Origin of the sequence: Thalassospira tepidiphila MCCC 1A03514 (assembly GCF_001662875.1) — a bacterium.
Lineage (GTDB): Bacteria > Pseudomonadota > Alphaproteobacteria > Rhodospirillales > Thalassospiraceae > Thalassospira > Thalassospira tepidiphila.
Genome location: NZ_JPVZ01000001.1, coordinates 578,563 through 600,868, shown reverse-complemented (window position 1 = coordinate 600,868; position 22,306 = coordinate 578,563). Strand labels below are relative to the sequence as shown.

22 protein-coding genes are annotated in these 22,306 nt (G+C 54.9%); 13 read left to right on the top strand and 9 right to left on the bottom strand.

The annotated features are described in order from the left end of the window. Positions 1 to 12 precede the first annotated feature (12 nt). Positions 13 to 1,248, top strand: coding sequence for a phenylacetate--CoA ligase family protein (locus TH4_RS02715; protein ID WP_083996950.1), 1,236 nt, complete (start codon positions 13 to 15; stop codon positions 1,246 to 1,248). A gap of 75 nt (positions 1,249 to 1,323) precedes the next feature. Here TH4_RS02715 and TH4_RS02710 read toward each other — a convergent pair whose 3' ends face one another. Beyond that, entirely contained in the window at positions 1,324 to 2,604 is a 1,281-nt protein-coding gene (locus TH4_RS02710; RefSeq protein ID WP_064779812.1) for a permease, read from the bottom strand. Between the two features lie 132 nt (positions 2,605 to 2,736). Between TH4_RS02710 and TH4_RS02705 the strand changes: the two genes are divergently transcribed. The 8 genes from TH4_RS02705 to TH4_RS02670 all read left to right on the top strand — a co-directional run bounded on the left by TH4_RS02705 (position 2,737) and on the right by TH4_RS02670 (position 10,832). Then, positions 2,737 to 3,942 (top strand): MFS transporter, encoded by a 1,206-nt coding sequence (locus TH4_RS02705; protein WP_083996949.1) that lies wholly within the window; start codon positions 2,737 to 2,739, stop codon positions 3,940 to 3,942. Positions 3,943 to 4,122: 180 nt separating this feature from the next. After that, positions 4,123 to 6,996 (top strand): monovalent cation/H+ antiporter subunit A, encoded by a 2,874-nt coding sequence (locus tag TH4_RS02700; protein ID WP_064779810.1) that lies wholly within the window; start codon positions 4,123 to 4,125, stop codon positions 6,994 to 6,996. 1 nt (position 6,997) lies between these two features. Beyond that, entirely contained in the window at positions 6,998 to 7,354 is a 357-nt protein-coding gene (locus TH4_RS02695) for a Na+/H+ antiporter subunit C (RefSeq protein ID WP_064779809.1), read from the top strand. Further along, positions 7,354 to 8,886 carry a monovalent cation/H+ antiporter subunit D gene (locus tag TH4_RS02690; protein WP_064779808.1) on the top strand — a complete coding sequence of 511 codons (1,533 nt, stop codon included), beginning with the start codon at positions 7,354 to 7,356 and terminating at the stop codon, positions 8,884 to 8,886. The genes TH4_RS02695 and TH4_RS02690 overlap by 1 nt, the downstream gene beginning before the upstream one ends. Positions 8,887 to 8,903: 17 nt before the next feature. Continuing rightward, positions 8,904 to 9,395 carry a Na+/H+ antiporter subunit E gene (locus TH4_RS02685; RefSeq protein WP_064779807.1) on the top strand — a complete coding sequence of 164 codons (492 nt, stop codon included), beginning with the start codon at positions 8,904 to 8,906 and terminating at the stop codon, positions 9,393 to 9,395. Next, positions 9,392 to 9,661 carry a K+/H+ antiporter subunit F gene (locus tag TH4_RS02680; protein WP_063088598.1) on the top strand — a complete coding sequence of 90 codons (270 nt, stop codon included), beginning with the start codon at positions 9,392 to 9,394 and terminating at the stop codon, positions 9,659 to 9,661. The genes TH4_RS02685 and TH4_RS02680 overlap by 4 nt, the downstream gene beginning before the upstream one ends. A 12-nt stretch (positions 9,662 to 9,673) precedes the next feature. After that, a complete protein-coding gene (locus TH4_RS02675; RefSeq protein ID WP_064779806.1) occupies positions 9,674 to 10,078 on the top strand; it encodes a Na+/H+ antiporter subunit G in 405 nt (134 codons plus the stop codon). 130 nt (positions 10,079 to 10,208) lie between these two features. Continuing rightward, complete coding sequence (locus tag TH4_RS02670; protein ID WP_064779805.1) at positions 10,209 to 10,832, top strand: ribonuclease HII; 624 nt, start codon at positions 10,209 to 10,211, stop codon at positions 10,830 to 10,832. 23 nt (positions 10,833 to 10,855) lie between these two features. Here the strand turns inward: TH4_RS02670 and TH4_RS02665 are convergent, their stop codons facing one another. Next, positions 10,856 to 11,638 carry an acyl-[acyl-carrier-protein] thioesterase gene (locus tag TH4_RS02665; RefSeq protein ID WP_064779804.1) on the bottom strand — a complete coding sequence of 261 codons (783 nt, stop codon included), beginning with the start codon at positions 11,636 to 11,638 and terminating at the stop codon, positions 10,856 to 10,858. Positions 11,639 to 11,661: 23 nt separating this feature from the next. Then, positions 11,662 to 12,078: an alternative ribosome rescue aminoacyl-tRNA hydrolase ArfB gene (arfB, locus tag TH4_RS02660; protein ID WP_063088602.1), complete on the bottom strand. Its 417-nt coding sequence runs from the start codon at positions 12,076 to 12,078 to the stop codon at positions 11,662 to 11,664. Positions 12,079 to 12,227: 149 nt separating this feature from the next. Here arfB and TH4_RS02655 point away from each other — a divergent pair, with 149 nt between their 5' ends. Continuing rightward, a complete protein-coding gene (locus TH4_RS02655) occupies positions 12,228 to 12,632 on the top strand; it encodes a YbaN family protein (protein ID WP_063088603.1) in 405 nt (134 codons plus the stop codon). Between the two features lie 21 nt (positions 12,633 to 12,653). Here TH4_RS02655 and TH4_RS02650 read toward each other — a convergent pair whose 3' ends face one another. The 5 genes from TH4_RS02650 to TH4_RS02630 all read right to left on the bottom strand — a co-directional run bounded on the left by TH4_RS02650 (position 12,654) and on the right by TH4_RS02630 (position 18,194). Beyond that, entirely contained in the window at positions 12,654 to 13,037 is a 384-nt protein-coding gene (locus tag TH4_RS02650; RefSeq protein WP_064779803.1) for a MerR family transcriptional regulator, read from the bottom strand. Between the two features lie 38 nt (positions 13,038 to 13,075). Then, positions 13,076 to 14,695, bottom strand: coding sequence for an ATP-binding protein (locus TH4_RS02645; protein ID WP_064779802.1), 1,620 nt, complete (start codon positions 14,693 to 14,695; stop codon positions 13,076 to 13,078). Between the two features lie 14 nt (positions 14,696 to 14,709). After that, positions 14,710 to 15,333 (bottom strand): chemotaxis protein CheC, encoded by a 624-nt coding sequence (locus TH4_RS02640; RefSeq protein ID WP_063088606.1) that lies wholly within the window; start codon positions 15,331 to 15,333, stop codon positions 14,710 to 14,712. Further along, complete coding sequence (locus TH4_RS02635; RefSeq protein WP_064780019.1) at positions 15,330 to 15,704, bottom strand: response regulator transcription factor; 375 nt, start codon at positions 15,702 to 15,704, stop codon at positions 15,330 to 15,332. Before TH4_RS02635 ends, TH4_RS02640 begins: the two co-directional genes overlap by 4 nt. Before the next feature lie 63 nt (positions 15,705 to 15,767). After that, on the bottom strand, positions 15,768 to 18,194 hold the full coding sequence (locus TH4_RS02630; RefSeq protein ID WP_209272102.1) for a putative bifunctional diguanylate cyclase/phosphodiesterase: 2,427 nt from the start codon (positions 18,192 to 18,194) through the stop codon (positions 15,768 to 15,770). Between the two features lie 375 nt (positions 18,195 to 18,569). Between TH4_RS02630 and fdxA the strand changes: the two genes are divergently transcribed. The 3 genes from fdxA to TH4_RS02615 all read left to right on the top strand — a co-directional run bounded on the left by fdxA (position 18,570) and on the right by TH4_RS02615 (position 20,611). Then, positions 18,570 to 18,905, top strand: coding sequence for a ferredoxin FdxA (fdxA, locus tag TH4_RS02625; protein WP_007090191.1), 336 nt, complete (start codon positions 18,570 to 18,572; stop codon positions 18,903 to 18,905). 309 nt (positions 18,906 to 19,214) lie between these two features. Beyond that, entirely contained in the window at positions 19,215 to 19,715 is a 501-nt protein-coding gene (locus TH4_RS02620) for a CarD family transcriptional regulator (protein WP_008889261.1), read from the top strand. A gap of 92 nt (positions 19,716 to 19,807) precedes the next feature. Beyond that, complete coding sequence (locus TH4_RS02615; protein ID WP_064779800.1) at positions 19,808 to 20,611, top strand: hypothetical protein; 804 nt, start codon at positions 19,808 to 19,810, stop codon at positions 20,609 to 20,611. 100 nt (positions 20,612 to 20,711) lie between these two features. On the opposite strand, the gene TH4_RS02610 is transcribed toward TH4_RS02615, so the two are convergent. Beyond that, positions 20,712 to 22,190, bottom strand: coding sequence for a M48 family metalloprotease (locus TH4_RS02610; RefSeq protein ID WP_064779799.1), 1,479 nt, complete (start codon positions 22,188 to 22,190; stop codon positions 20,712 to 20,714). Between the last annotated feature and the right edge of the window lie 116 nt (positions 22,191 to 22,306).

Below are 22,306 nucleotides of genomic sequence, written 5' to 3'. Positions count from 1 at the left end.
TGAAAGACGGGTATGATGCTTAAAACTTACTATGACGAGCGCGAAACGCGAACTCCCGGAAGCCGCGAGGCCGGCTTGATGGCAGCACTGCCGCGCATTCTGCATCATGCCAAATCACAATCGAAGGCTTATGGTCGACTGTTGGCCGATATCGAACCGCAAAAAATCACCACCCGCGAGGCACTGGCGAAACTGCCGCTGACCCGCAAGTCGGATCTGATTGATGCACAGGCCAAGGAACCGCCGCTTGCGGGTCTGAACGCAACGCCAATCCCGGCGATGGCGCGCCTGTTCCAAAGCCCGGGGCCGATCTATGACCCGCAGGGCAAGGGCGATGACTGGTGGCGGATGGGTCGTGCGTTCTTTGCCGCCGGGTTCCGCCCCGGCGATATCGTGCATAACTGCCTGTCCTACCACCTGACACCGGGTGGCTTCATCTTTGACAGTGGCGCACGTGCCTGTGGGTGTGTTGTCGTTCCGGCCGGGGTCGGGCAAAGCGAAGCACAGGTCAAGGCAATCAGCGATCTTAAGCCAACCGGATATAGCGGCACGCCATCCTTCCTCAAAATCCTGATCGAAAAGGCCGAGGAACTCGGTGCGGATATTTCATCGATCAAGCGCGCATTGGTATCGGGCGAAGCATTGCCGGAAAGTCTGCGGTCGTGGTTTGCCGAACGTGATATCGCCATGCTGCAATGTTACGCCAGTGCCGATCTAGGCCTGATTGCCTATGAAAGCGATGCCAAGGACGGCATGATTGTTGCCGAAGACATCATTCTTGAAATCGTCCGTCCGGGCACGGGCGAGCCGGTGGCAGAGGGCGAGGTTGGCGAAGTCGTCGTTACCACGCTTAACATGGACTATCCGCTGATCCGGTTTGCGACCGGCGACTTGTCGGCAATTGCTGTGGGTGAAAGTGCCTGTGGTCGCACAAACCATCGTATCAAGGGCTGGATGGGGCGTGCCGATCAGACCACCAAGATCAAGGGCATGTTTGTCCATCCGCAACAGATCGGCGAAATCGTCAAACGTCATGGCGATATTGCCAAGGCGCGGCTTGTCGTTACCCGCGAAAACGACAACGACGTCATGACCCTGACCTGCGAGGGTATTGATGACGGCCAGATTGATGCGATTGCCGAAACCCTTGCCAGCGTTTGCAAACTGCGCGGGACGGTTTTGGCCGCAGAGGTTGGCAGTCTGCCCAATGACGGCAAGGTGATTGATGATCGGCGTGATCTAACCTGATTAAGTTGACTGACTTAATGTTTCATTCCCGCTCGGGAAACCTGTGCCGCTCGGCTTTGCCGGCGGCACTTTTTTCTAGATCAAGCTGATTGCCTTAAGCACCAGACCACCTGCAAGCAGCGTAAGTGCGGTCCCGACAATCACGTTTTTAAGCGAAAGCAAAGATCCGTCGCCATGGTCGTGATCATGATCGTGATCGTGATCATGACCGTGGTTGTGGTCATGGCCACCATGATCATGCTCGTGGTCATGGTGTGCTGCCTTTTGGCCTTCGCGGCGGAGCCACAGCAAGATGCCAATCAGCCCAAAGGCCGCGATGTTGAGGAACAGCGTATAATTGACGCCAAAGGCGCTCACCTCGGCGATGTCGCGACTGCTTTCGGGCAGGGCGCCGAGTGCGACAAAGGCGTAATGCAGGATAAGGGCGGTGGCCACAATGCTGGCATACATGACCCCCGCGATATAAAGCGCAGTTTTCCAGCCATAATACCGGGCATTGACCTTGACCAGTGGCGGGACCATCAGGTCCGAATAGATAAAGCCCATAATCCCGGCAAAGCTGACACCCCCGGCACTGAGAACCGTGGCCAATGGAATGTTCCCCATTGAGCCGATAAAGGTCGCGGCGGCGACAAATGGTGCCACAAGGGCGTTTTCAAGAACGGTCAGGAACGGCAAGTCTGCCGCTTTACCCGTGCCGTCCCCGGCAAGGAACAGGGTCTGCCAGAAATCGGCCGGGACAAAGACCGCAATAAAGCCGGCAATCGTGAAACCGATCAGGATTTCACGCCAGACCATCTGCCATTCCATGACAAAGCGGTTGCCGACCTGTTGCCAGCCTTGTTTGGACTTGATGCGTTTCTTCCAGTCGAAGTCGTCTTCTTCGCTGCCGGTTTCCTGGTCAGCATGTTGTTTGGCGGCTTCAATCATCTCCTTGGGATATGTCACGCGGATCAGAACAGCCGAAATCGCAATCATCAGGATACCACCAATGATTTCCGCGGCCAGAAACTGCCACCCCAGAAACAGGAAGATCAGAACGCCAAGTTCAATGACCAGATTGGTCGATGCGAACATGAAGGCGACAGTGGCAATGAAATGTGCGCCTTTCTGAAACAGCGATCGTGCCGCCGAAAGGGCCGCAAACGAGCATGAACTTGATATCGCGCCAAACAGACCGGCAAGCGAAACACTCCCGATCCCGGCGTCGCCCATATGCGCAGTCAGGCGGTTCTTGGGGACGAAAACCTGAATTGCGGCACTGATGGCGTAGCCAAGAACAAACGCCCACAGCGCGTTCCAGAAGAAACCAAGTGCGGTCATGACGCCGTTTGAATATTGATCTAGCAAATCCATTGTGACCTTCCTGCCATTTCAGGTGTCGGGGTCCTTGTTAAACGGCTGGAAAGGTGAACTGTTCCAAGATAGGCATTCGGCAACATCTGTGTATGATGGCCGAAATACTAAAAATGCCGCGGGGGAAGCACGGTGCGTACGGGCAAGGTTTTTGCCGTTTCCATGATTACGGTCTGCCAGCTGATGGCGCTTGCGCTGTGGTTTTCGGCCACGGCGGTGCTGCCGCAATTGCGCAGCGAGTTTGGTATTGGCGCATTGCAGTCGTCGTTGTTTACCAGTGCGGTATTGCTGGGCTTCGTTCTGGGAACTGTAACCAGTGCGATCCTGGGTCTGGCGGATCGCATCGAACCCCGGCGGTTTTGGGCGGCATCGGCGATGATTGCCGCGACCGCCAATATCCTGATCCTCGTTGTTCCGGTTGACGGGATTGTTGTGATCCTGTTGCGCCTGATCACGGGCGTTTGTATGGCCGGGATTTACCCGATTGGCATGAAGATGGTTGCAACCTGGTCACGCGGGGATACCGGTTTCTTGGTCGGGCTTTTGGTCGGGGCGCTGACCATCGGCTCTGCCATGCCGCACCTGTTCGCGGTGGCGGTACCACTCGACTGGCGATACGTGATCATGACCGCCAGTGTAACCGCCTATATCGCGGCGATTGCCATCCTGTTTGTGCATCTGGGCGGGACACCGGGACGGTCGCCCCGCTTTGATCCGAAAATGGTTGGCAAGATCTGGTCAAACAAGCCGCTGCGCCATGCCTGCTATGGCTATTTTGGGCATATGTGGGAACTGTATGCCATGTGGGGCTGGATCGGATTGTTCCTGTATGGCGCGTTTTCGGATCGTGTGATGGACAATCCCGGTGTCTGGTCCGCACTTTCAACCTTTGCCATTGTTGGCATCGGTGCGTTCGGGTCCTTGGCCGGGGGGTATTATGCTGACCGGATTGGCAGAACCACGGTGACGATTGCCGCCATGATCGTTAGTGGCGCCTGTGCGATAGTTGCCGGTGGGCTATCCGATGCCCCGATCATCCTTCTTATTGTGGTTTGCATCGTTTGGGGGATCTCCGTGATCGCGGATTCCGCCCAATTCTCGTCCTGCGTCATTGAACTGGCCGACCCACATCAGGTCGGCACGGCATTAACCCTGCAAAATGCCATCGGGTTCCTGATTGCGCTTGTTTCCATCCATCTTGTGCCGGTTATCGCCGATCAGACAGGTTGGTGGGGGGCGTTTGCCATGTTGGCTGTCGGGCCTGTTTTGGGAACGATTGCCATGGTCAGACTGCGCATGATGCCAGAGGCGATACAGCTCGCAGGCGGTAAAAAGTAAGGTTTGCCCGCTATAATTGCGATCTTTGGTGATCGGCTTCACTTGACAGCAGGGTGTTAAAAAGCTGCGCTGTTTGGGTTTTCTTGACCATTATCAGTACTAATATTAACTTCTGGCGGAATTTTCTTGCTGTCTCGCGTTCGGGGCGATGCGGCGAATATCCAAAAATAAGGGTCTTTCATGAGTCTCACCCTCATTGTTTTGCTTCCCTTCATTGGGGCGGTGTTACCCGCCATAATGATCAGGGCCGGGCGCAATGCTTGTGCCACAGCGACCGGTTCTGTCACGCTGCTTGCCCTGATCTTGCTGATGGCAAAGGCCCCGGCGGTCATTGCCGGCGAGGTATTTCAGGTCAGTTATAGTTGGCTTCCGGAACTGGGTCTGAATGTGACCTTCTTCCTCGATGGGCTCGGGTTGCTGTTTGCCACCCTGATCCTGGGTATCGGTCTTCTGATTATCATCTATGCGCGGTTCTATCTTTCCAAGGACGACCCGATGGGCAGGTTCTATGTGTTCCTGCTGTTGTTCCAGGGGGCCATGGTCGGCATCGTTCTTTCCGATAATATCCTGCTGCTGTTGATTTTCTGGGAACTGACATCGCTGTCATCGTTCCTGCTAATCGGGTACTGGAAACATTTGCCTGAAGGCCGTCAGGGCGCGCGCATGGCGCTTGCCGTGACCGGTGCTGGTGGTTTGGCAATGATTGCCGGGATGCTTATCCTTGGCGATATTGTCGGGTCCTATGATCTGACCGTGATCTTGCAGAACGCCGGTCTGATCCAGGCATCGCCGATGTATTTGCCGGCCTTGATCCTGATTTTGCTGGGTTGTTTTACCAAATCGGCACAATTCCCGTTCCACTTCTGGCTGCCGCACGCGATGGCCGCACCGACGCCGGTTTCGGCCTATCTGCACTCGGCCACAATGGTGAAGGCGGGCATCTTTCTGATGGCGCGCATGTGGCCGGTTCTGTCAGGCACGCCGGAATGGTTCTATATCGTTGCGACGGCTGGTCTGGTGACCATGGTGCTGGGCGCATGGATTGCGATCTTCAAGCACGACCTTAAGGGGCTTCTGGCATACTCGACGGTCAGCCACCTTGGTCTTGTGACCATGTTGCTTGGTTTCGGGACGCCGATGGCGGCCGTTGCCGGGGTATTTCACATCATCAACCACGCGACCTTCAAGGCGGCCCTGTTTATGACGGCCGGTATCATCGATCATGAAACCGGGACCCGCGATATTCGTCGTTTTGGCGGGTTGCTCAACCTGATGCCGATTGCAGGCACCATTGGGATCATCACCGCCGCCTCGATGGCCGGGATCATTCCGCTCAATGGTTTCATTTCCAAGGAAATGATGCTGGAAGAAGCATGGCACACCATGTGGCTGGATCAGAACTGGGTGGTTCCGCTTCTGGCAACCGTTGGTGCCCTGTTCTCGGTGGCCTATTCCTTCCGGTTTATTTTCCATGTCTGGCTGGGCAAGCCGCGTGATGAAAACCTGCCGCATCATCCGCATGATCCGCCGTTTGGTATGTGGGCACCGCCCGCATTGCTGACGGTTCTGGTGGTTCTGATCGGCCTGTTCCCGGCAGCCATCGCAGGGCCACTGGTCGCTGCGACTGCAGGGGCCGTTATCGGTGGTGAATTGCCGGAATATCACCTGTCACTTTGGCATGGTCTGACACCGGCCCTTGGCATGAGTGTGATTGCGATTATCGGTGGATCGCTTTTGCTGATGCGCCATGGTGGCCTGATGTCGGCAACCGCCAACCTGTCGCGGCCCGATGCCAAGGCAATGTTTGATTGCGGTATGGCCAAGGCCGTCGCGCTCAGCCGACTGGTTTCGGACAATCTTCATAACGGATCGTTGCAGCGTTATCTTGCTATCACGATCATCGGTTCCATCGGGATCGGGCTCTCGGGCTTCTATGCGCAACCGGACTTCCAGTCAGGCACGCGTGAGCTTCTTGAAGTCTCGCCGCCTGCCGCGATTGGCTGGCTGTTACTGGTTGTGACCTGTATTGCGTCGGTCTTTATGCATCACAACCGTTTGCTGACCTTGCTTCTGGTCGGTGTGGTTGGTCTGATCGTGTCGCTTGGCTTTATCTACCTTTCGGCACCGGACCTTGCATTGACGCAGATTTCGGTCGAGGTGGTGACAGTCATTCTGATGTTGCTTGCCCTTAACATCCTGCCCAAGGAAACGCCGAAGGAAAGCCTGCCGGGCCGCAAAATGCGTGATGGCATCGTCTCGATTGCGGCGGGTCTTGGGGTTGGTGGTGCGATCTGGGCGATCATGACCCGCGATCTGCCAAACACGATCTCGTCCTATCATCTGGCGAACTCGAAAACCGAGGGTGGTGGCACCAACGTTGTGAACGTCATCCTCGTTGACTTCCGTGGCTTTGATACCTTTGGCGAGATCATCGTTCTTGGGATTGCCGCACTTTCGATCTTTGCACTTATTGAAACCGTGACCCAGGGCGAGGCGGCCAAACGTCTGGCCAACTGGGTTGTCAGCAACCGTCGCTCGGCCGATCGTCACCCGATGATGATGGTGGTGGCAACGCGTGTGATGTTGCCGCTGTCGCTGATGGTGGGTGTTTACATCTTCCTGCGCGGTCACAATGAACCAGGCGGTGGCTTTATCGCCGGTCTGGTCGTGTCGGTTGCGTTGGTCATGCAGTATATGGCGTCGGGCTTTGGCTGGACCCAGAACCGCATGAAGGTCAATTACCATGGCATGATCGGTCTTGGCGTGATTGCCGCGGCGATTACCGGTGTCTCAGCCTGGGTTGCGGGTCTGCCGTTCCTGACCAGCGGGTTTGTTCATGTTCACCTGCCAATCGTTGGTGAGTTTGAACTGGCATCAGCCATGGGCTTTGACCTTGGCGTCTTCCTGACCGTGGTCGGGGCAGTGATGCTGGCACTTGCCAAACTTTCGCAGGTCGAACGTATGGCCGAACATGTCGAAATAAATACCGAGCCGATGGACCACGATCCATCGTTGTCGGCAGCACCGGCGGCAACGCCGGGCAAGGAGGCCTGATATGGAATTTCTTGTCGCAAGCAGTATTGGGCTTCTGACCACGTGCGGGACTTATTTGTTGCTGCGCGGGCGAACCTTCCCGGTGGTTGTTGGCTTGGCCCTGCTGTCCTATGCTGTGAACGTCTTCCTGTTCGCCATGGGACGTCTGACAATCAACATGCCGCCGATCCTGCGTGAGGGTGTCACCGAATATACCGATCCATTGCCACAGGCGCTTGTCCTGACGGCGATTGTGATTTCGTTCGGTATGACGGCATTGATCGTTGTTTTGTCGATCCGGACTTTCCTTGAAATCGGTAATGACCATGTTGACGGTCGTCCGGTTGGCGCGCCATCCGAAGCAGGAGATAAAAACTGATGGGTGACTGGATTGTTGTTCCCATAGTGCTGCCCGCCGTGATGGCCGCCCTGATTGTTCTGGCGGTGCGTCACGACATTATTCTGCAGCGCGTATTTTCCATCACGGCAACGGTCGCCCTTGTGGCCGTCACACTTTCGCTTCTGGTTTATGCCAGTGGCAATGGCCCAGAAATGTATGCGCTTTCGGATTGGCCGGCACCGTTTGGCATTGTTCTGGTTCTTGATCGTCTTTCGGCGATGATGGTGTTCCTGACATCGCTTCTGGGTCTTGGCGTTGTTCTTTTTGCATCAAGCGAATGGGATCAGCGCGGCAAGCATTTCCATGCCCTGTTCCAGTTCCAGCTGATGGGGGTCAATGGTGCGTTCCTGACCGGTGACATCTTTAACCTGTTCGTGTTCTTCGAAGTTCTGCTGATTGCGTCCTATGGCTTGATGCTGCATGGCGCGGGGGCAGAACGTTTGAAGGCCGGGATGCAATATGTCGTCATCAACCTGACAGGTTCGTCCTTGTTCCTGATTGGTGTCGGCATGATCTATTCCGTCACCGGGACGCTGAACATGGCCGACCTTGCCATTCAGGTGACCAATGTTGCGTCGGGTGATGCAGCCCTGCTGCGTGCCGGTGCGTTGATCCTGCTTCTGGTGTTCTGTGTGAAGGCCGCACTTGTACCGGTTCACTTCTGGTTGCCGGGCACCTATGCCAATGCGCCGGCACCGGTGGCCGCCCTGTTTGCCATCATGACCAAGGTCGGGGCCTATTGCGTTTTGCGTGTCTATTCGATGGCCTTTGGCGATACAGCAGGCGACATGGCATGGCTTGCAGCGCCGTATGTCCTGCCGGCGGCACTGGTGACCCTGGTACTTGGTATGACCGGGGTTCTTGCGGCGAAACGTCTTAACAGTCTGATCGCCTTTTCGGTGATCGGATCGATGGGGACCTTGTTGATTGCCATTGGGCTGTTCACGCCCGAAGCGATTTCGGCCGGTCTTTATTATATGCTGCATTCGACCTTCTCGGCGGCGGCCCTGTTCCTGATTGCCGATCTTGTGGTGTCACGCCGCGGGCAGTTCGGCGATAGCTTGCATACCGCGCCGCGCTTCCATCAGACCGGCTTCCTGGCTGTTCTGTTCTTTATCGGTGCGATCGGTATGGCCGGGATGCCGCCACTCAGTGGCTTTATCGGTAAACTTCAGATCCTTGATGCGGCACGCGACAGCGATGCCATGGTCTGGATCTGGTCGATCATTCTGGTGACGTCACTGATGTGCATCGTCGGGTTTGGTCGGGCGGGCAGTGTGCTGTTCTGGAAAAGTGCCTCCGTCGATGGCGAAATCACGGTCGAAGGTGCGAAATGGCCGGTTCTTCCGATCATTGCCAGTTGCGGTATGGTCAGTGGCCTGATTGCGCTGACCATCTTTGCCGGACCGATTACCGAGTATCTGAACGGTGTTGCGGCACAGTTGTTTGATACGTCGCATTACATCGAAGCGGTGCTGGGCGCAAACGCCCTGTCACTGGTCGGTCAATAAGGGGAGAGGATAGAAAGATGATAAAACGTTATCTGCCCCATCCGCTTTTGACACTTGTGCTGCTTGTTGTCTGGGTGTTCCTGGTCAATGAAGTCTCGGCCGGTGCGGTGATCTTTGGGCTTATTCTGGCGATCATCATTCCGCTGATCACGGCCAGTTTCTGGCAGGATCGACCGCGCTTGCGCAATGTTTATGGGATCTGTGAGTACGGGCTGATTGTGCTGTGGGACATTCTGGTGGCGAATGTGATCGTGGCTGGTTTGATCCTGTTTCGCAAAACCGAAAGTCTGGAATCAAAGTCGGTTGTCGTGCCGCTTGATCTGACCTCGCCAGAGGCGATCACAACGCTTGCCGGTACGATCACCATGACGCCGGGAACCGTGACGATTGATCTGAGTGCCGATGCCAAAAGCCTGCTTGTGCATTGCCTGCACGCACCCGATCCGCAGAGCGTGGTGGACGATATCAAGAACCGCTACGAACGCCGTCTGAAGGAGATTTTCGAATGATCGATTATGCACTGAATTTCGGCTTTATCTGCGTTGCGCTGGCACTTCTGATGAACCTTTATCGTTTGACCGTCGGGCCGACCACGGCAGACCGGGTTCTGGCCGTTGATACCATGGCGATCAATGCCATTGCCCTTCTGGTGCTGTACGGGATTGGCAAGGCAACCGCAATGTATTTCGAAGGAGCATTGCTGTTTGCGATGTTCGGGTTTGTTTCAACCGTGGCCTATTGCAAGTTCGTCTTGCGCGGCGACATCATCGAATAAGGGAGCGTAACGATGCCGTTTGTTGTTGAACTCATCATTTCGCTTCTGATCGTGATCGGCGGACTGTTCTTGCTGGTTGGGTCGTTCGGGATGATCAAGTTGCGCGATCTTCTGCCGCGCCTGCATGCACCGACCAAGGCCAGTACTGTCGGGCTTGGCGGTGTCTTGATTGCGTCCATGCTATTCTTCTGGATTGAACGCGGTAAATTCACCATTCACGAATTGCTGATCACGCTGTTTATCTTCCTGACAGCGCCGATCACAGCAAACCTGATCGCCAAGGCGTACATGTTGCTGAATGTTGATCCGAACAAGGAACTGCCGCCCAGCAAACAGAATGAAGGGTGGGCAACCTTTGATCCGATCGGACCCGAAGGCTATGACCCCAGCGAGGAATATCAGGAAAAGGAAACCTGAAAGGGTCAGGACCTTTGATGAATTCAAGCGGCACCGGGAAACCGGTGCCGTTTTTGTTTTTAGGGTGTGTTGCCTGCGTGCATCCCAGTTGCTAAGACGAATGACAGAGAGGGACGGGACAGAGATCGCCATGCCGGATTTTTCCATCGAAGATCAGTATCAGGGCCGTATTGCCGGGATCGACGAGGTCGGTCGCGGGCCGCTGGCTGGTCCGGTCGTGGCGGCGGCGGTTATCCTGCCACGCGATAAACGTCTTCCGGTGGAGCTGCTGTCCGAGCTTAATGATTCCAAAAAACTCTCGGTCAAGAAACGTGATCACCTTTACGGCGTTATCATGAACTGTGCCGAAGTCGGCATTGGCGCGGCATCCGTGCGCGAGATTGACCAGATCAATATCCTGCAGGCGACCTATGTCGCCATGCGCCGTGCTGTCAGTCGTCTTGGGGCTTTGCCTGATCAGGCACTGGTCGATGGCAATCGCGATCCCGGATTGCCCTGTGCGGTGGAAACGGTGGTGAAAGGCGATAGCAAGTCGCTTTCAATTGCTGCGGCATCAATCGTAGCCAAGGTGGTGCGTGACCGCGCCATGGCCCGCCTTGCCACGCGATACCCGTTCTTTGGCTGGGAAGGTAATGCCGGGTATGGCGTCAAAAAGCATATGGCTGGACTGGGCGAGGTGGGCCCAACTGCCCATCACCGCAAAAGCTTCAAGCCGATTGCCGATTTGTTTGATGCGATGATGGATGGGCGCTAGGCCAACCTCCACGGCATTTGGGCCTAGGCCACGGCGGTCTGGTTAAACGGCACGATGTGGGCACGCACCAGATCGGTGCCATCTTCTTCGCGGGTGATGGCGGCAAAGCCATCCGCATGACGAATGGCGACACGTTCCTGCACACGGCATTCACTGCGGAACTGAATATCAAGGCTTTCCGGGTGAAAATCCGGTCGACCGTCCGGACCCGCAACCCCCATAACCCATTGCATCAGGCGCACATTGTTGACGTGCCCATACAGATCAAGATCAGACGGCCGTGCCTTGATGTTATCCATGTTCGGCAAAGGATCGTTAGTAAAGCCTGTTCGCAAAGGGGGCTCGATCAATTTGGGGCCGGGCGGATCGGGCAGGCGTTCGGCTACCCAATCAGGCCATTGGGCCGCACGACGGGTGCCAAGGTCAAACATCACCCAGAAACTTTGCGCGACACCGATGATGTCGCCCTTGCTATTGGTCAGGCGAAAATCACGGGTGGCGACCCGGCGTGATACCCCCGACGGCCATGTCTCAATCAGGATATCTTCGCCATTTCTCGAATAATCTCGCATATGAATGACCATGCGCGCCAGAACCCATGCAATGCCCTGATCGACCGTATCATCATAGGCCAGTTTCAGGATACGTGCGCCCCAACCGGCGGCATCCTGCATATAGTCGGCCAGTGCAGACATCATGACCTTGCCATTGTCGCCGATCTCGGAATAACGAACGCGATAGGTTCCCTTCCACCCGCAATTGGCTGGCAGTGGCGCCGCTGAAATCCTGTTCCAGTCGATGGTCATGGCAGGCCTTTGTGTGGGGTCGATCAATAGGACGGTTTTTGCCGCATCTTCTTGGTATCACCGCGCTTCTTTTTGGAATCGACGCGTTTGCGTTTGGCAGAAAGACTGGGTCGGGTTTTGACCCGGTATTTTTTGCGTTCGGCGGCCTTGCGTAAAAGTGCCAGAAAACGGTCGATCGCATCCTGCTTGTTGCGTTCCTGGGTGCGATGGCGCTGCGCGTCAAAAATGATTTCGCCGTCATTGGTCAATTTGCTGCCGGCAAGTTCACGCAGGCGATTGCGTACATGCATTGGCAATTCGGTCAGGTCATCAATGCGCACACGCATCTGAACAGCACTGGAAACCTTGTTGACGTTCTGCCCGCCCGGGCCGGAGGCACGGACAAACTGAAAACTCAGATGGCGTTCATCCAGATAGAGGCCATTTTCAATTTCAAGCATGGGAAACCGTGCAGATTGTCGAACTGTTTCAAGGTGATCAATTAACTGAGTGCGATGGTCGGCGATTGATTGAATTTGCTGATTTCTATGCCTACATTAAGCTCTGCTTTAACCTGTCAGGGGTCGGGCTGACTGTAAACAGGAAATCAATGCTGCGCGTCTCGCATATCTATCTGGCCCTTGGGTGGCTTTCTGTTGGTCTTGGTGTGATCGGTATTTTCCTACCGCTTTTGCCAACGACGCCCTTCATGCTTCTGGCCGCTTGGCTGTTTGCCAAGGGATCGCCGCGCCTGCATGACTGGATATGCAATCATCCGCGTTTTGGTTTGTCGATCCGTCAATGGAACGAATATGGCGTGATCAATCGCCGTGCCAAAACCCTTGCGATGGTCGCGTTTCTGGTGGTGATTACGGCGTCATTGGTGCTGATCGAGAACCGCTGGGTGGCGTTTATTCAGCTTCTGGTCGCCATTCCTGTTAGCTGTTTTATCCTGTCCCGCCCTTCGGAAGCCCGGTTGGCCAAGGTTCAGAACCCAACAGGTAGCAGTCAATAAAGCCAGCAAAGGGCAGGGCTCTTAGCCTGCCTTCTTGCGCGACAATTCTTCCTGACAAGTTTCTTCAAGTTTGTCGAGTTCATCAAGCGTTGCATCAATGTCTTCACGCTGCTTGCGAAGTGTTGCGCGGCGTTCATTGACCTTGTCGACCAGTGTGGTCAGTTGGGTGATCTCGCTGCGATCGCCGTCATAAAGATCCAGAAGATCCCGAATTTCCTTTAGTGAAAATCCAAGCCGCTTGCCACGCATGATCAGGCGCAGGCGCACACGGTCACGCTGGCTATAGATCCGGGTCTGACCTTGCCGTTCGGGCGAAATCAGTTCCTGATCCTCGTAAAAGCGGATGGTTCGGGTGGTGACTTCGAATTCGCGGGCAAGATCGGTGATGGTGTAGCTGTCGCTCATGGGGGCTCAATCATCTTTACGCTTACGTAAACTGAAAGCTACATGCTTTCGGATGCGGCGACAATCGACAATTCTTTTGGCAGCTCTACACAAAATGTACTGCCCTGGCCGGGTTTGCTGGTGACATCAATACCGCCGCCATGGCGATCGACGATCTTTTTACAGATCGCAAGACCAATTCCCGTCCCCGCATAATCCCCATAGCCATGCAGGCGCTTGAAGATTTCAAATATGGTTTCGTGATATTGCGGGTCGATGCCGATCCCGTTATCGGCGACAAAGATCCGATAGCTATCGGGTGTTTCCGAGGCAAAAATCCTTACCTGACCGTTTTTCGGATCGCTGTATTTAAGCCCGTTTGACACCAGGTTCTGGAATAACAACAGCAACTGGCTTGCATCCCCCATAACGGTCGGCAGGTGGCCTTCGCGGATGATGTTGCCTTCGGGGGTGGAACCGGCACGCCTGAAATTGGTGACAATGGCATCAAACAGATTGTCGAGCGGGACGGGATTGAACGGTTTGCCGTGGCGTCCAACCCGCGACAGGGTCAGGAGGTCATCAATCATCCGCTGCATGCGTTGCGTGCCATCAACCGCGTAATGAATGAATTCGTCAGCAGTTTCGTCGAGTTGCCCCTCATACCGCCGGGCAAGCAACTGCGTGTAGCTTGAAACCATGCGCAGCGGTTCCTGCAAGTCATGCGAGGCGGCATAGGCGAACTGTTCGAGTTCCGCGTTCGAACGTTCAAGTTCCTGCATCGTGCGCTGGATTTCTTTTTCGTGACGTTTGCGCTGGGAAATATCACGCAGCGTAATGATGTAGTGATAACGCTGATCGGCGGAGAAATGGCTGATCGCGACTTCAAGCGGCACATTGCGACCACTGAGTGTGGATGCCAGCACTTCGATCACGCCGGTGCCAAGGTCGGTCAAAAGCCGGTTTGGCGGCGGCGGGGTCAGCGGGGTATGTTCGCTATCAGGCAGCAAAAACCGGATGATGTTGCGCAGTTCCGGATCACCCGTCGGACCGCAAAGCTCCTGCGCGCGGGAATTAAGCGGTTCGATGCTGCCATCGTCAGAGGCGACAAGAATGGCATCGATGGTGTTTTGCAAAATCGCGCGTGTGCGGTCTTCGCTGCGTTTGGTTTGAGTCACAAGGTCGGCCAGCTCGGCGGCCTGCTGGCGCAAAAGACGGTCGCGCTGAACAGCCAGTGTGACGTCGCGAATGATCAATGAACAAAGCGTGCCATTACGCTTGGTCTGGATCGGATGAACACGAATGGATTGTTCCATACGATCAAAGCTGGCGGCAAATTGCGGTAGGGGACGAAGCGGCAAGGCACCCTGATTGAGCGAGGGCGAAATGACAGCCGGCATGCCGAATTTCAGGCAATCTTCAATCGCAAGGCTGACACGGCCGAGTTTTGTGTCGGGGAACACATCGTGCAACGCCTTGCCCATCACCTGATCGGCATCCTTGCCCGACCGGCTTTGCATCCACTGGTTCCAGTGGCAAATCGTCCCGTCCGGGGCAAGCGCAATCAGCCCTGTATCTGCCGTATCAAGCAGTGCGGCAAAAAGATCAGCAGCATCGCTGTCACGGTTCAGATCAAATGACGGGGGTTGATCCCCCTTAGCGGATTGCGACTTTGTCATTCACCTCTCACCGGTTATCCAAGGGAGTTGGCCAGAAAACGCCGCACCAGTTCACGCAACATCTGGATGGACTCCAAGTCCATCACAAACAGCACATAGCCATCGATATCGTTCTGACGCAGCATGAATTGTACATGCAAAATCATCAAAACGGGATTCGTTGCGGTGCTGCCCCCTGCGGTGTCGTCGTCAAGCAATGCACGCGTTTCGCGTTTGCGAAACGTCGGCATGGAGCAATTGATCGGTTCACCCAGCACATTCGAAATACTGCCAAGGCAGGCATTGAGGATAATGTTGCCGACCTCCATCAGGGCTTCCTGTTCAAGATCGGTCAGCGTATCAAGCGGCACGTCGACTTTAAGCAAGCTTCGGACAAGTTCCAGACTGCGAACTTCCGGGAATACCAGCATGGCTTCACCGGTAAACGGGCCATGAAAACTTTGACTGACGGCAGAAACAACTTCGGTCGGGGCGTTGGCCAGCTCGCTGTCGGAAAACCGTTCGACAAACGAGATGGCAGGCACGGTCAATTCAACCGGCTGATCAACCATTTCAGAAAGCGACGACGCAGCACGCCCGACACCAATATTGATCAGTTCACTGATTGTATCATGTTCAAGTTCGGTCAGTTCGATCATCGGGTTGCTTCCCGCGACATGATGTAGTCGCGAATTTTGTCCTCAGTCGGGGGCTTTGCGATGAAATCAAGGCCAAGGTTCTCGGCCTTGTTCTGGATCTCCTGTTGAATATTGGCAGTCAGAAGCGCAATTACAGCCCCGGGGAACCGGCTGCGCAGCTTTTCGCCCAGTTCAAGCCCATCCATGCCCGGCATGTTGAAATCAACCAGCATGTAGTCATAGGTTTTGGCATCAACCATCTCAAGCGCCTTGGCGCCATCCTCGGCCTCGTCGATTTCCCAATTGGCAAAGTTGCTGGAAATGAATGCCTTGACCAGAAGGCGGGCAAACTTGCTGTCATCAACGAGCAATACGGATTTGGTGTTTGGCATTTTCATCTCGATTTTGCGGGGCAGTGGTGGCGAAGCATCTATTAATTGGGCATGTCTGGCGGGCTAGATTTCACTCGGTATGTCGATTGATGGTCGTCGAATGTATTGGACAATTTCTTCGGGCGGCAGCGGAGTTGCGATCAGGAAGCCCTGGACTTCATCACAATTGCATTCCCGCAAGAAATTCATCTGTTCCTGGGTCTCGACCCCTTCGGCGACAACCTTGAGGCCAAGGTTGTGCCCCATCGCAATAATGGTGCGCGTGATCGCGGCGTCGTCTGTGTCGATCGTGACATCCCGGACGAACGAACGGTCGATCTTGATGGAATTGATCGGCAACCGTTTGAGATAGGCGAGTGACGAATATCCGGTACCAAAATCATCAACTGCGATCTTTAAACCAAGATGGCGCAGCTCATCAAGGATGGTGGCCGCCTTCTTGATTTCCTGCATCATCGCCGTTTCGGTGACTTCAAGCACAATACGGGCGGCTGGTGTTGCCGTCTCGGCAAGGATGCGTGAAATCGTCTCTGTGATGTGGCCCTCGATCAATTGTCTTGGTGACAAATTGACCGCAATCGGCATCGGCGGGAGTGATTGAGCCTCCCACTCGGAAATCTGGCGACAGACTTCGCGGAAAACCCATTCACCAATTCTGCTGATCAGGCCGGTTTCCTCGGCAACCGGAATAAACTGCATTGGCGAAATATAGCCTCGGCCAGGCTGTTTCCAGCGAATCAGCGCTTCAAGGCCGCAGACCTGGTTTGTGCGCAGATCGACCTTCGGCTGGTAATGCAGTTCAAACTCATCCTTCACCAGAGCTTCGCGCAGATCATTTTCGATCACAAGGCGCGCCATGGCACTTTCATTCATGGTCTTGGTAAAGAAGTGATAGGTGCCGCCGCCGCTGGATTTCGCACTATACATTGCGGTGTCGGCATTGCGCATGAGGGCCGGGAAATCCTCCCCATCAGATGGATAAAGGGCAATCCCGATAGACGGTGTAACAAACAGAACGCGTCCCTTGATGTCAAAGGCCGGTGCCAAGGCATCAAGTACGGCCTGCGACAGAATGACGGCATCCTGCGTTTCCTTAAGGTCAGGAATAATGATCAGGAATTCGTCGCCGCCCAATCGGCCGACAATTTCCTGTCGCCCGATCACGCGTTGCAATCTGAGTGCGACGGCCTTGAGCATCAGGTCTCCGACATCATGACCAAGGCTGTCATTGATAACCTTGAAACGATCAAGGTCAATGAACAGGATCGCGGTGGCGCCACTGCGCTCGGACGCATTGTTTTTATGGGTGTTTAGGGCTTCTGACAGGCTGCGTTCAAGCATGCTGCGGTTGGGCAGATTGGTCAGCGTGTCATGATTGGCCATATAGACCAGTTGTTCTTCGTAACGCTTTCGCACGGTGATGTCGTTCAGAACAGCCGTCATCAATGGTGTTGCGCTATCGGGGATCAGGCGCAATGCAATGGAAACATCGATTTCCTTCTGATCGGCGCGCACAATCGGCAGGGTAAAGCGTTTTTCAACGGCCTCTGCGCCAGGGGCGTGTGCGGCGAGTTCTTCCAGACTGTGTTCGAGAAGCGGCACAGCGCGTGGCAGCAGGAATTCATGTAATGTACGGCCCTTCGGAGTCTCATCTCGCATCAGGCCGAGGATCTCTTTGGTTGCTGCATTGCATTCGATAATGCGGCCGGTCGGCGTGATGGTCAGAATGCCGTCCGCGACATTTTGAACGATGGCGCTCAGGCGGCTTTCACGATCGCGGACCTTTTGCTGGCTTTCAAGCAATCTGTCGAGTGTTGATGAAACCCGTTCGACCAGCCCACGTGTTGTCTGCAAGATCATGCCAAGTTCATTGCGGGCATGGTGCGGCGGAATGTTGATGGCAGCAGAGTCGGGCTTTTCCGGATCGATTTGGCGTAATTGTGCGGCAATGCCCAGAAGCGGTTTGGTCAGTGTGATATAGAAAAAAGCAACCAGAACCAGACCGAGCAGGAGGTTGCGCACAATTCCCGATAACAGAATGCGCGATGCACGGTTGATGAAACCCTCTGCGATCATGTCGGTGTCGATCTTGACACTAAGATGGCCGACCAGACCGTTTGGTCCGTCTGTATTCAGCGGGATTTCGTATTCCTGATTTTCCCCAAACATGATCTGGGTCAGGAATGTGCGGTTGGAATTGATTGGCTTTTCGGTCTTGCGTGCCAGAACATTTTTGAAGTTGTCGCGAAGCTCGGCCTCGTAGACAGGCTCATATTCAAACAGGCCGGAAATAACACGGGCTGCGAGTGTTTCATCCAGTCCATATGCAGCCTGGGTCGCAGACTCGCGCAGCGTTGCCAGAACCTGGTTTACGGTGCGGTCAATCAGGTTCTGTTCTTCTCGAAGATCCCAGACAATCTGAATGCCACTAAATAACAGGCCGATCAGCAAAGTAAGGCCGACCGCAATCCTTGCCTGTTTGACAGACAAGCGATCGCGCCATCTAAGCCGTTGTTGATCAAGGCCTTTTTCCGGCAATCCGATCCCCACAGTTTCTTCTGTTATACCCCTTGCGAAGCAGACTATGGCTTTGCGGGGGTAAAAGCAATTCTCCGCGGGATTTAGGAACTGGAAAAGCCGCGAGAAATCTGTATGTTCTGCGCTGCACTGCAGCGTTGAGGGCGAACTCGAAGCAGGCGCCACGCAGCCTGTCAGTGCGTCGTGAAGAAAATACTACGTAAAAAATTAGGGTTTTATTGGAGTTGCACACAACAGCTGTGCGTGATAACCCAATTCCCGAGAGAGAACATGGCCGAAAGCGGGTGCAGCCGCAATCTGGCCCCGCAACCTGTACGGAGTTACACCATGACCTATGTGGTGACGGAAAACTGCATCAAGTGTAAGTATCAGGACTGCGTCGAGGTTTGCCCCGTCGATTGCTTCTATGAAGGTGAAAACTTTCTGGTGATTCACCCTGATGAATGCATCGATTGTGGTGTTTGCGAACCGGAATGCCCCGCTGAAGCGATTATTCCCGATACCGAACCGAATCTGGATAACTGGTTGGAAATCAACCGTAAGTTTGCAGAGGTTTGGCCAAATATTACCCGCAAGGGCGATGCGCCTGCTGATGCGGATGAATGGAACGGCAAATCCGGCAAGACCGAATTGCTGTCCGAAGCCCCGGGAACGGGCGACTGATTTTTGGGCTAACCCCCGATATTACATGCGATTTTTGACCCACTGGTTTGCGCCAGTGGGTTTTGCGCATGGCTGCATTGAACGGGTTGCCGGGAAAATTCCTGTAAACTGATGGCTTGTTGTGTTATGGTTTACAATTCGCGCTAAGGGCTCGACAGGCTCGTTCCGAAATGTCGGATTTCCGTATTTGAATTTCCTGTCTGAACCGCGACTTTGCCAAAAAGCTTGGTCGCGTGCAGCTCTTTGCGTCGCTGGTTCTGTAGTGTTGCAGTTGAATGACCAGGCCTGATTGGGCCGGAAGGATGCTTGATGTCGGATAAGTTGCCGTTTGCTGTTGGCGATTACGTTGTTTACCCCGCACATGGTGTTGGCTGTGTTGATGGCCTGGAAACCCAGGAAATTGCGGGGCAGGAATTGCGCCTTTATGTAATTACCTTTGAATCTAGCCGCATGACCCTGCGCGTGCCGGTGAACAAAGTTGGCAACTCCGGTCTGCGCAAGCTGTCCTCGAAAAAACAGATGGATTCTGCGCTGATTACCCTTAAGGGCCGTGCGCGTGTGAAACGCACCATGTGGTCCCGCCGCGCCCAGGAATATGAAGCAAAGATCAATTCGGGTGACCCGGTTTCGATCGCCGAAGTCGTGCGCGACCTTCACCGCAGCGCGACCCAGCCGGAGCAGTCCTTCTCCGAACGCCAGATCTACGAAGCTGCTTTCGAGCGCCTCGTTGATGAACTTGCCGCGATTGAAAAAATCGACAAGGACAAGGCGTCTGGCAAGCTCGAAAAGCTTTTGCAGAAGGCTGCCTGATTGCGAAGGCCCCTTCAGACAGCTATTTATAAAAACCGGCCCGCGATATACGCTTGGGCCGGTTTTATTTTTGTTTTGGGCAGGTTACAGCGATGAGTACAGTTCTGGCGCCGATCAAGCCGGCTGAGCGAATCTGGGTCGTCGGCGCAATCAATGGTGATCACGGCGCATTATGCGCCGTTCACCAGAAACTTGCGCAACATATGAAACCGGGCGACAGGCTTGTCTATCTTGGCAATTACTGGGGCGATGGCACGGCCGAAGATGTCGTCGCAACCATCAACGAGCTGTTGCTGTTTCGCCGTTTCTTCATTGCCAAGGATGGTGTTGATATCAGTGATATCGCCTTCCTGCGCGGTGGAGCCGAAGAAATGCTGTCCAAGTTGCAGCAGATCCAGTTTGCCCCCAACCCGGGCGAAGTTTTTGACTGGATGCTGACCCGTGGCATCGCAGGACCGGTACGCGCCTATGGCTTTGACCCGGTCCATGTCCAAAGAACCATGCATCAGGGCGCACATGCGATCTCGCAATGGACGTCGGGCTTTGCGGATGCCGTGCGCCGCCATAGTGGTCATAACGCATTGATGTCTGATCTCAAGCACGCGGCTTATTCGACAGATGGACGCCTGATCTTTGTTCATACCGGTCTGGATGGTTCGCGGCCACTGACAGGCCAGACGGATACCTTCTGGTGGGGGGGATCAATGTTTGAAGCCATCACCGAGCGGTATTACGACTGTGCCCGTATTGTGCGCGGTGCATCCCAAGGCCAGACAGGCTTGCAGGAACGTGAATTTACCCTGTCGCTGGATGGTGGTGCAGGCCGCGGTGGTCATTTGATTGCGGTCGCCCTTGATGGCCAAGGTGCGGTCATCGAACAGATCACAAGCAGCTAGACTTTCCGTTATACCCTCGGGGCAGTGAGTAATCGAAAAAGAAAAAGGCAGCATCAATATGCTGCCTTTTGTCGTTTTGGGGTTTGGATAGGTTGGCGTTTTAGTGCCGAACCACCTTGACCAGCGACCCGACGGTCGGCGCCTGCCCATCGCGAAGGCCATTGATCGTGGCAAAGACATCTGCCGGTGCCTTGTCGACTTCCATGTCGTCGATAAAGGTCTGCAGGTCATATTCCGGGTTTACTGCACGTACCTTGATGCGAAGCGGGGTATAGATTTTCTTTTCGCGATCGGTGAGCGGGCGGAAGCTATAGGTCGTGCGGCGCAGCGGCAGGTTATAGTTATCGGCCTGATCAAGCGGGGTAACAAACAGGAACTGATAGGCCGAGCTGCCATGACGGATCACAACCACGCGCAGGCGCGCAGGCCCCGAACGCAATGAGATATCAGCGCTGCCGGTGGCGGCTTCCTGGCCTTCGATGTCGAGCATCTCGATATTGCGAATGGCGATCTGCTTTGAGAATCCGTTTTGAAGATAGCTATCAAGGCGCATGTCCTTCGCGCCCGGGGCACCCTCAAAGATGATCTGCGCACCTTTGCCATCGCGGGCGATAACGGCATTTGGCTGGTTGGTCATTGTGAAGCCATCGGGGACTTCAAACCGGAAATTCAATGGCACATGGACGAATTCCTGTCCCCGGACATAACCCTGATCCGGGCCGTCACCATACAGAATACCGTCAATTGCTGTCATATAGCGCACAGCACCACTTTCCGGATTGGCAACCGCGGTGACATTGGCACTTTGATGGGCCTGTTCAATACGATCAAGTGTGCGCGGGTGGGTTGCCATGAAATCATACTGATCGACATCGTCAGGTGACCGGCCGGCAAGTTTGGCCTGAAGTCGTGAATGGGCACGAAGCTTTTCAAGGAAGGTCGCCATGGCATCCGGGTCATAACCCGCACGCGTGATATAGCGAATGCCAAGCATGTCGGCTTCGAATTCATGTTCGCGCGAGAAGGACTTGAGATATGCGTTTGCCCCGGTGCCAATCAGCTCGCCAGCACCGTTTCCGACGGCAACGGCCAGACCACCTGCCAGAATTTGCGTCAGTACACCGCGGCTATAACGTTGTGCAGAATGGCGGGCAACGACGTGGCCGATCTCATGGGCAAGGACGCCTGCCAGTTCTGCCTCGTTGGTGGCAAGGGCCGCCAGACCGCGCGTGATATAAACGTATCCGCCGGGCAGGGCGAAGGCGTTGACAACCGGGGAATCGAGGACCGTGAAGGTGAATTTCTCGTTCGGGGTTTCCGAAACCGCGACCAGCTTTTCACCGACTTCTGTCACATAGGTCTGCAGGTCCTTTTCGGTGTATTGACCACCGAATTCCTTGACCATTTTCGGATGTTCCTGCGAGCCGATCTGTTTTTCCTGCTCGGGCGACATGAAGGCGGTAAAGCTGTCTTCGCCTGTCGCCCGGTTGGTCGAACATCCAGCAACGGCAGTACTCAGCGCAATCGCTGCAAGCACGCCTGCAATATGTTTATGTGAACGAAAGTTCAGCCAGCCCATTGATATCTTTCCTCGTGTCCTTTGGCCGCGTAAGCTGTGGCGCAATATATTTGCGAAACCAACCGGGAATTGGTAGCGCGTGTTCCTTGATCATTCAATCTTTTCGCATTCACCGA

What these genes read in the sequence shown, in the direction of transcription:
- TH4_RS02715 (WP_083996950.1), top strand. Translation starts at nt 13, where the DNA reads ATGATGCTTAAAACTTACTATGACGAGCGCGAAACGCGAACTCCCGGA.
- TH4_RS02710 (WP_064779812.1), bottom strand. Translation starts at nt 2,604, where the DNA reads ATGGATTTGCTAGATCAATATTCAAACGGCGTCATGACCGCACTTGGT.
- TH4_RS02700 (WP_064779810.1), top strand. Translation starts at nt 4,123, where the DNA reads ATGAGTCTCACCCTCATTGTTTTGCTTCCCTTCATTGGGGCGGTGTTA.
- TH4_RS02695 (WP_064779809.1), top strand. Translation starts at nt 6,998, where the DNA reads ATGGAATTTCTTGTCGCAAGCAGTATTGGGCTTCTGACCACGTGCGGG.
- TH4_RS02690 (WP_064779808.1), top strand. Translation starts at nt 7,354, where the DNA reads ATGGGTGACTGGATTGTTGTTCCCATAGTGCTGCCCGCCGTGATGGCC.
- TH4_RS02685 (WP_064779807.1), top strand. Translation starts at nt 8,904, where the DNA reads ATGATAAAACGTTATCTGCCCCATCCGCTTTTGACACTTGTGCTGCTT.
- TH4_RS02680 (WP_063088598.1), top strand. Translation starts at nt 9,392, where the DNA reads ATGATCGATTATGCACTGAATTTCGGCTTTATCTGCGTTGCGCTGGCA.
- TH4_RS02675 (WP_064779806.1), top strand. Translation starts at nt 9,674, where the DNA reads ATGCCGTTTGTTGTTGAACTCATCATTTCGCTTCTGATCGTGATCGGC.
- TH4_RS02670 (WP_064779805.1), top strand. Translation starts at nt 10,209, where the DNA reads ATGCCGGATTTTTCCATCGAAGATCAGTATCAGGGCCGTATTGCCGGG.
- TH4_RS02665 (WP_064779804.1), bottom strand. Translation starts at nt 11,638, where the DNA reads ATGACCATCGACTGGAACAGGATTTCAGCGGCGCCACTGCCAGCCAAT.
- arfB (WP_063088602.1), bottom strand. Translation starts at nt 12,078, where the DNA reads ATGCTTGAAATTGAAAATGGCCTCTATCTGGATGAACGCCATCTGAGT.
- TH4_RS02655 (WP_063088603.1), top strand. Translation starts at nt 12,228, where the DNA reads ATGCTGCGCGTCTCGCATATCTATCTGGCCCTTGGGTGGCTTTCTGTT.
- TH4_RS02650 (WP_064779803.1), bottom strand. Translation starts at nt 13,037, where the DNA reads ATGAGCGACAGCTACACCATCACCGATCTTGCCCGCGAATTCGAAGTC.
- TH4_RS02645 (WP_064779802.1), bottom strand. Translation starts at nt 14,695, where the DNA reads ATGACAAAGTCGCAATCCGCTAAGGGGGATCAACCCCCGTCATTTGAT.
- TH4_RS02640 (WP_063088606.1), bottom strand. Translation starts at nt 15,333, where the DNA reads ATGATCGAACTGACCGAACTTGAACATGATACAATCAGTGAACTGATC.
- TH4_RS02635 (WP_064780019.1), bottom strand. Translation starts at nt 15,704, where the DNA reads ATGCCAAACACCAAATCCGTATTGCTCGTTGATGACAGCAAGTTTGCC.
- fdxA (WP_007090191.1), top strand. Translation starts at nt 18,570, where the DNA reads ATGACCTATGTGGTGACGGAAAACTGCATCAAGTGTAAGTATCAGGAC.
- TH4_RS02620 (WP_008889261.1), top strand. Translation starts at nt 19,215, where the DNA reads ATGTCGGATAAGTTGCCGTTTGCTGTTGGCGATTACGTTGTTTACCCC.
- TH4_RS02615 (WP_064779800.1), top strand. Translation starts at nt 19,808, where the DNA reads ATGAGTACAGTTCTGGCGCCGATCAAGCCGGCTGAGCGAATCTGGGTC.
- TH4_RS02610 (WP_064779799.1), bottom strand. Translation starts at nt 22,190, where the DNA reads ATGGGCTGGCTGAACTTTCGTTCACATAAACATATTGCAGGCGTGCTT.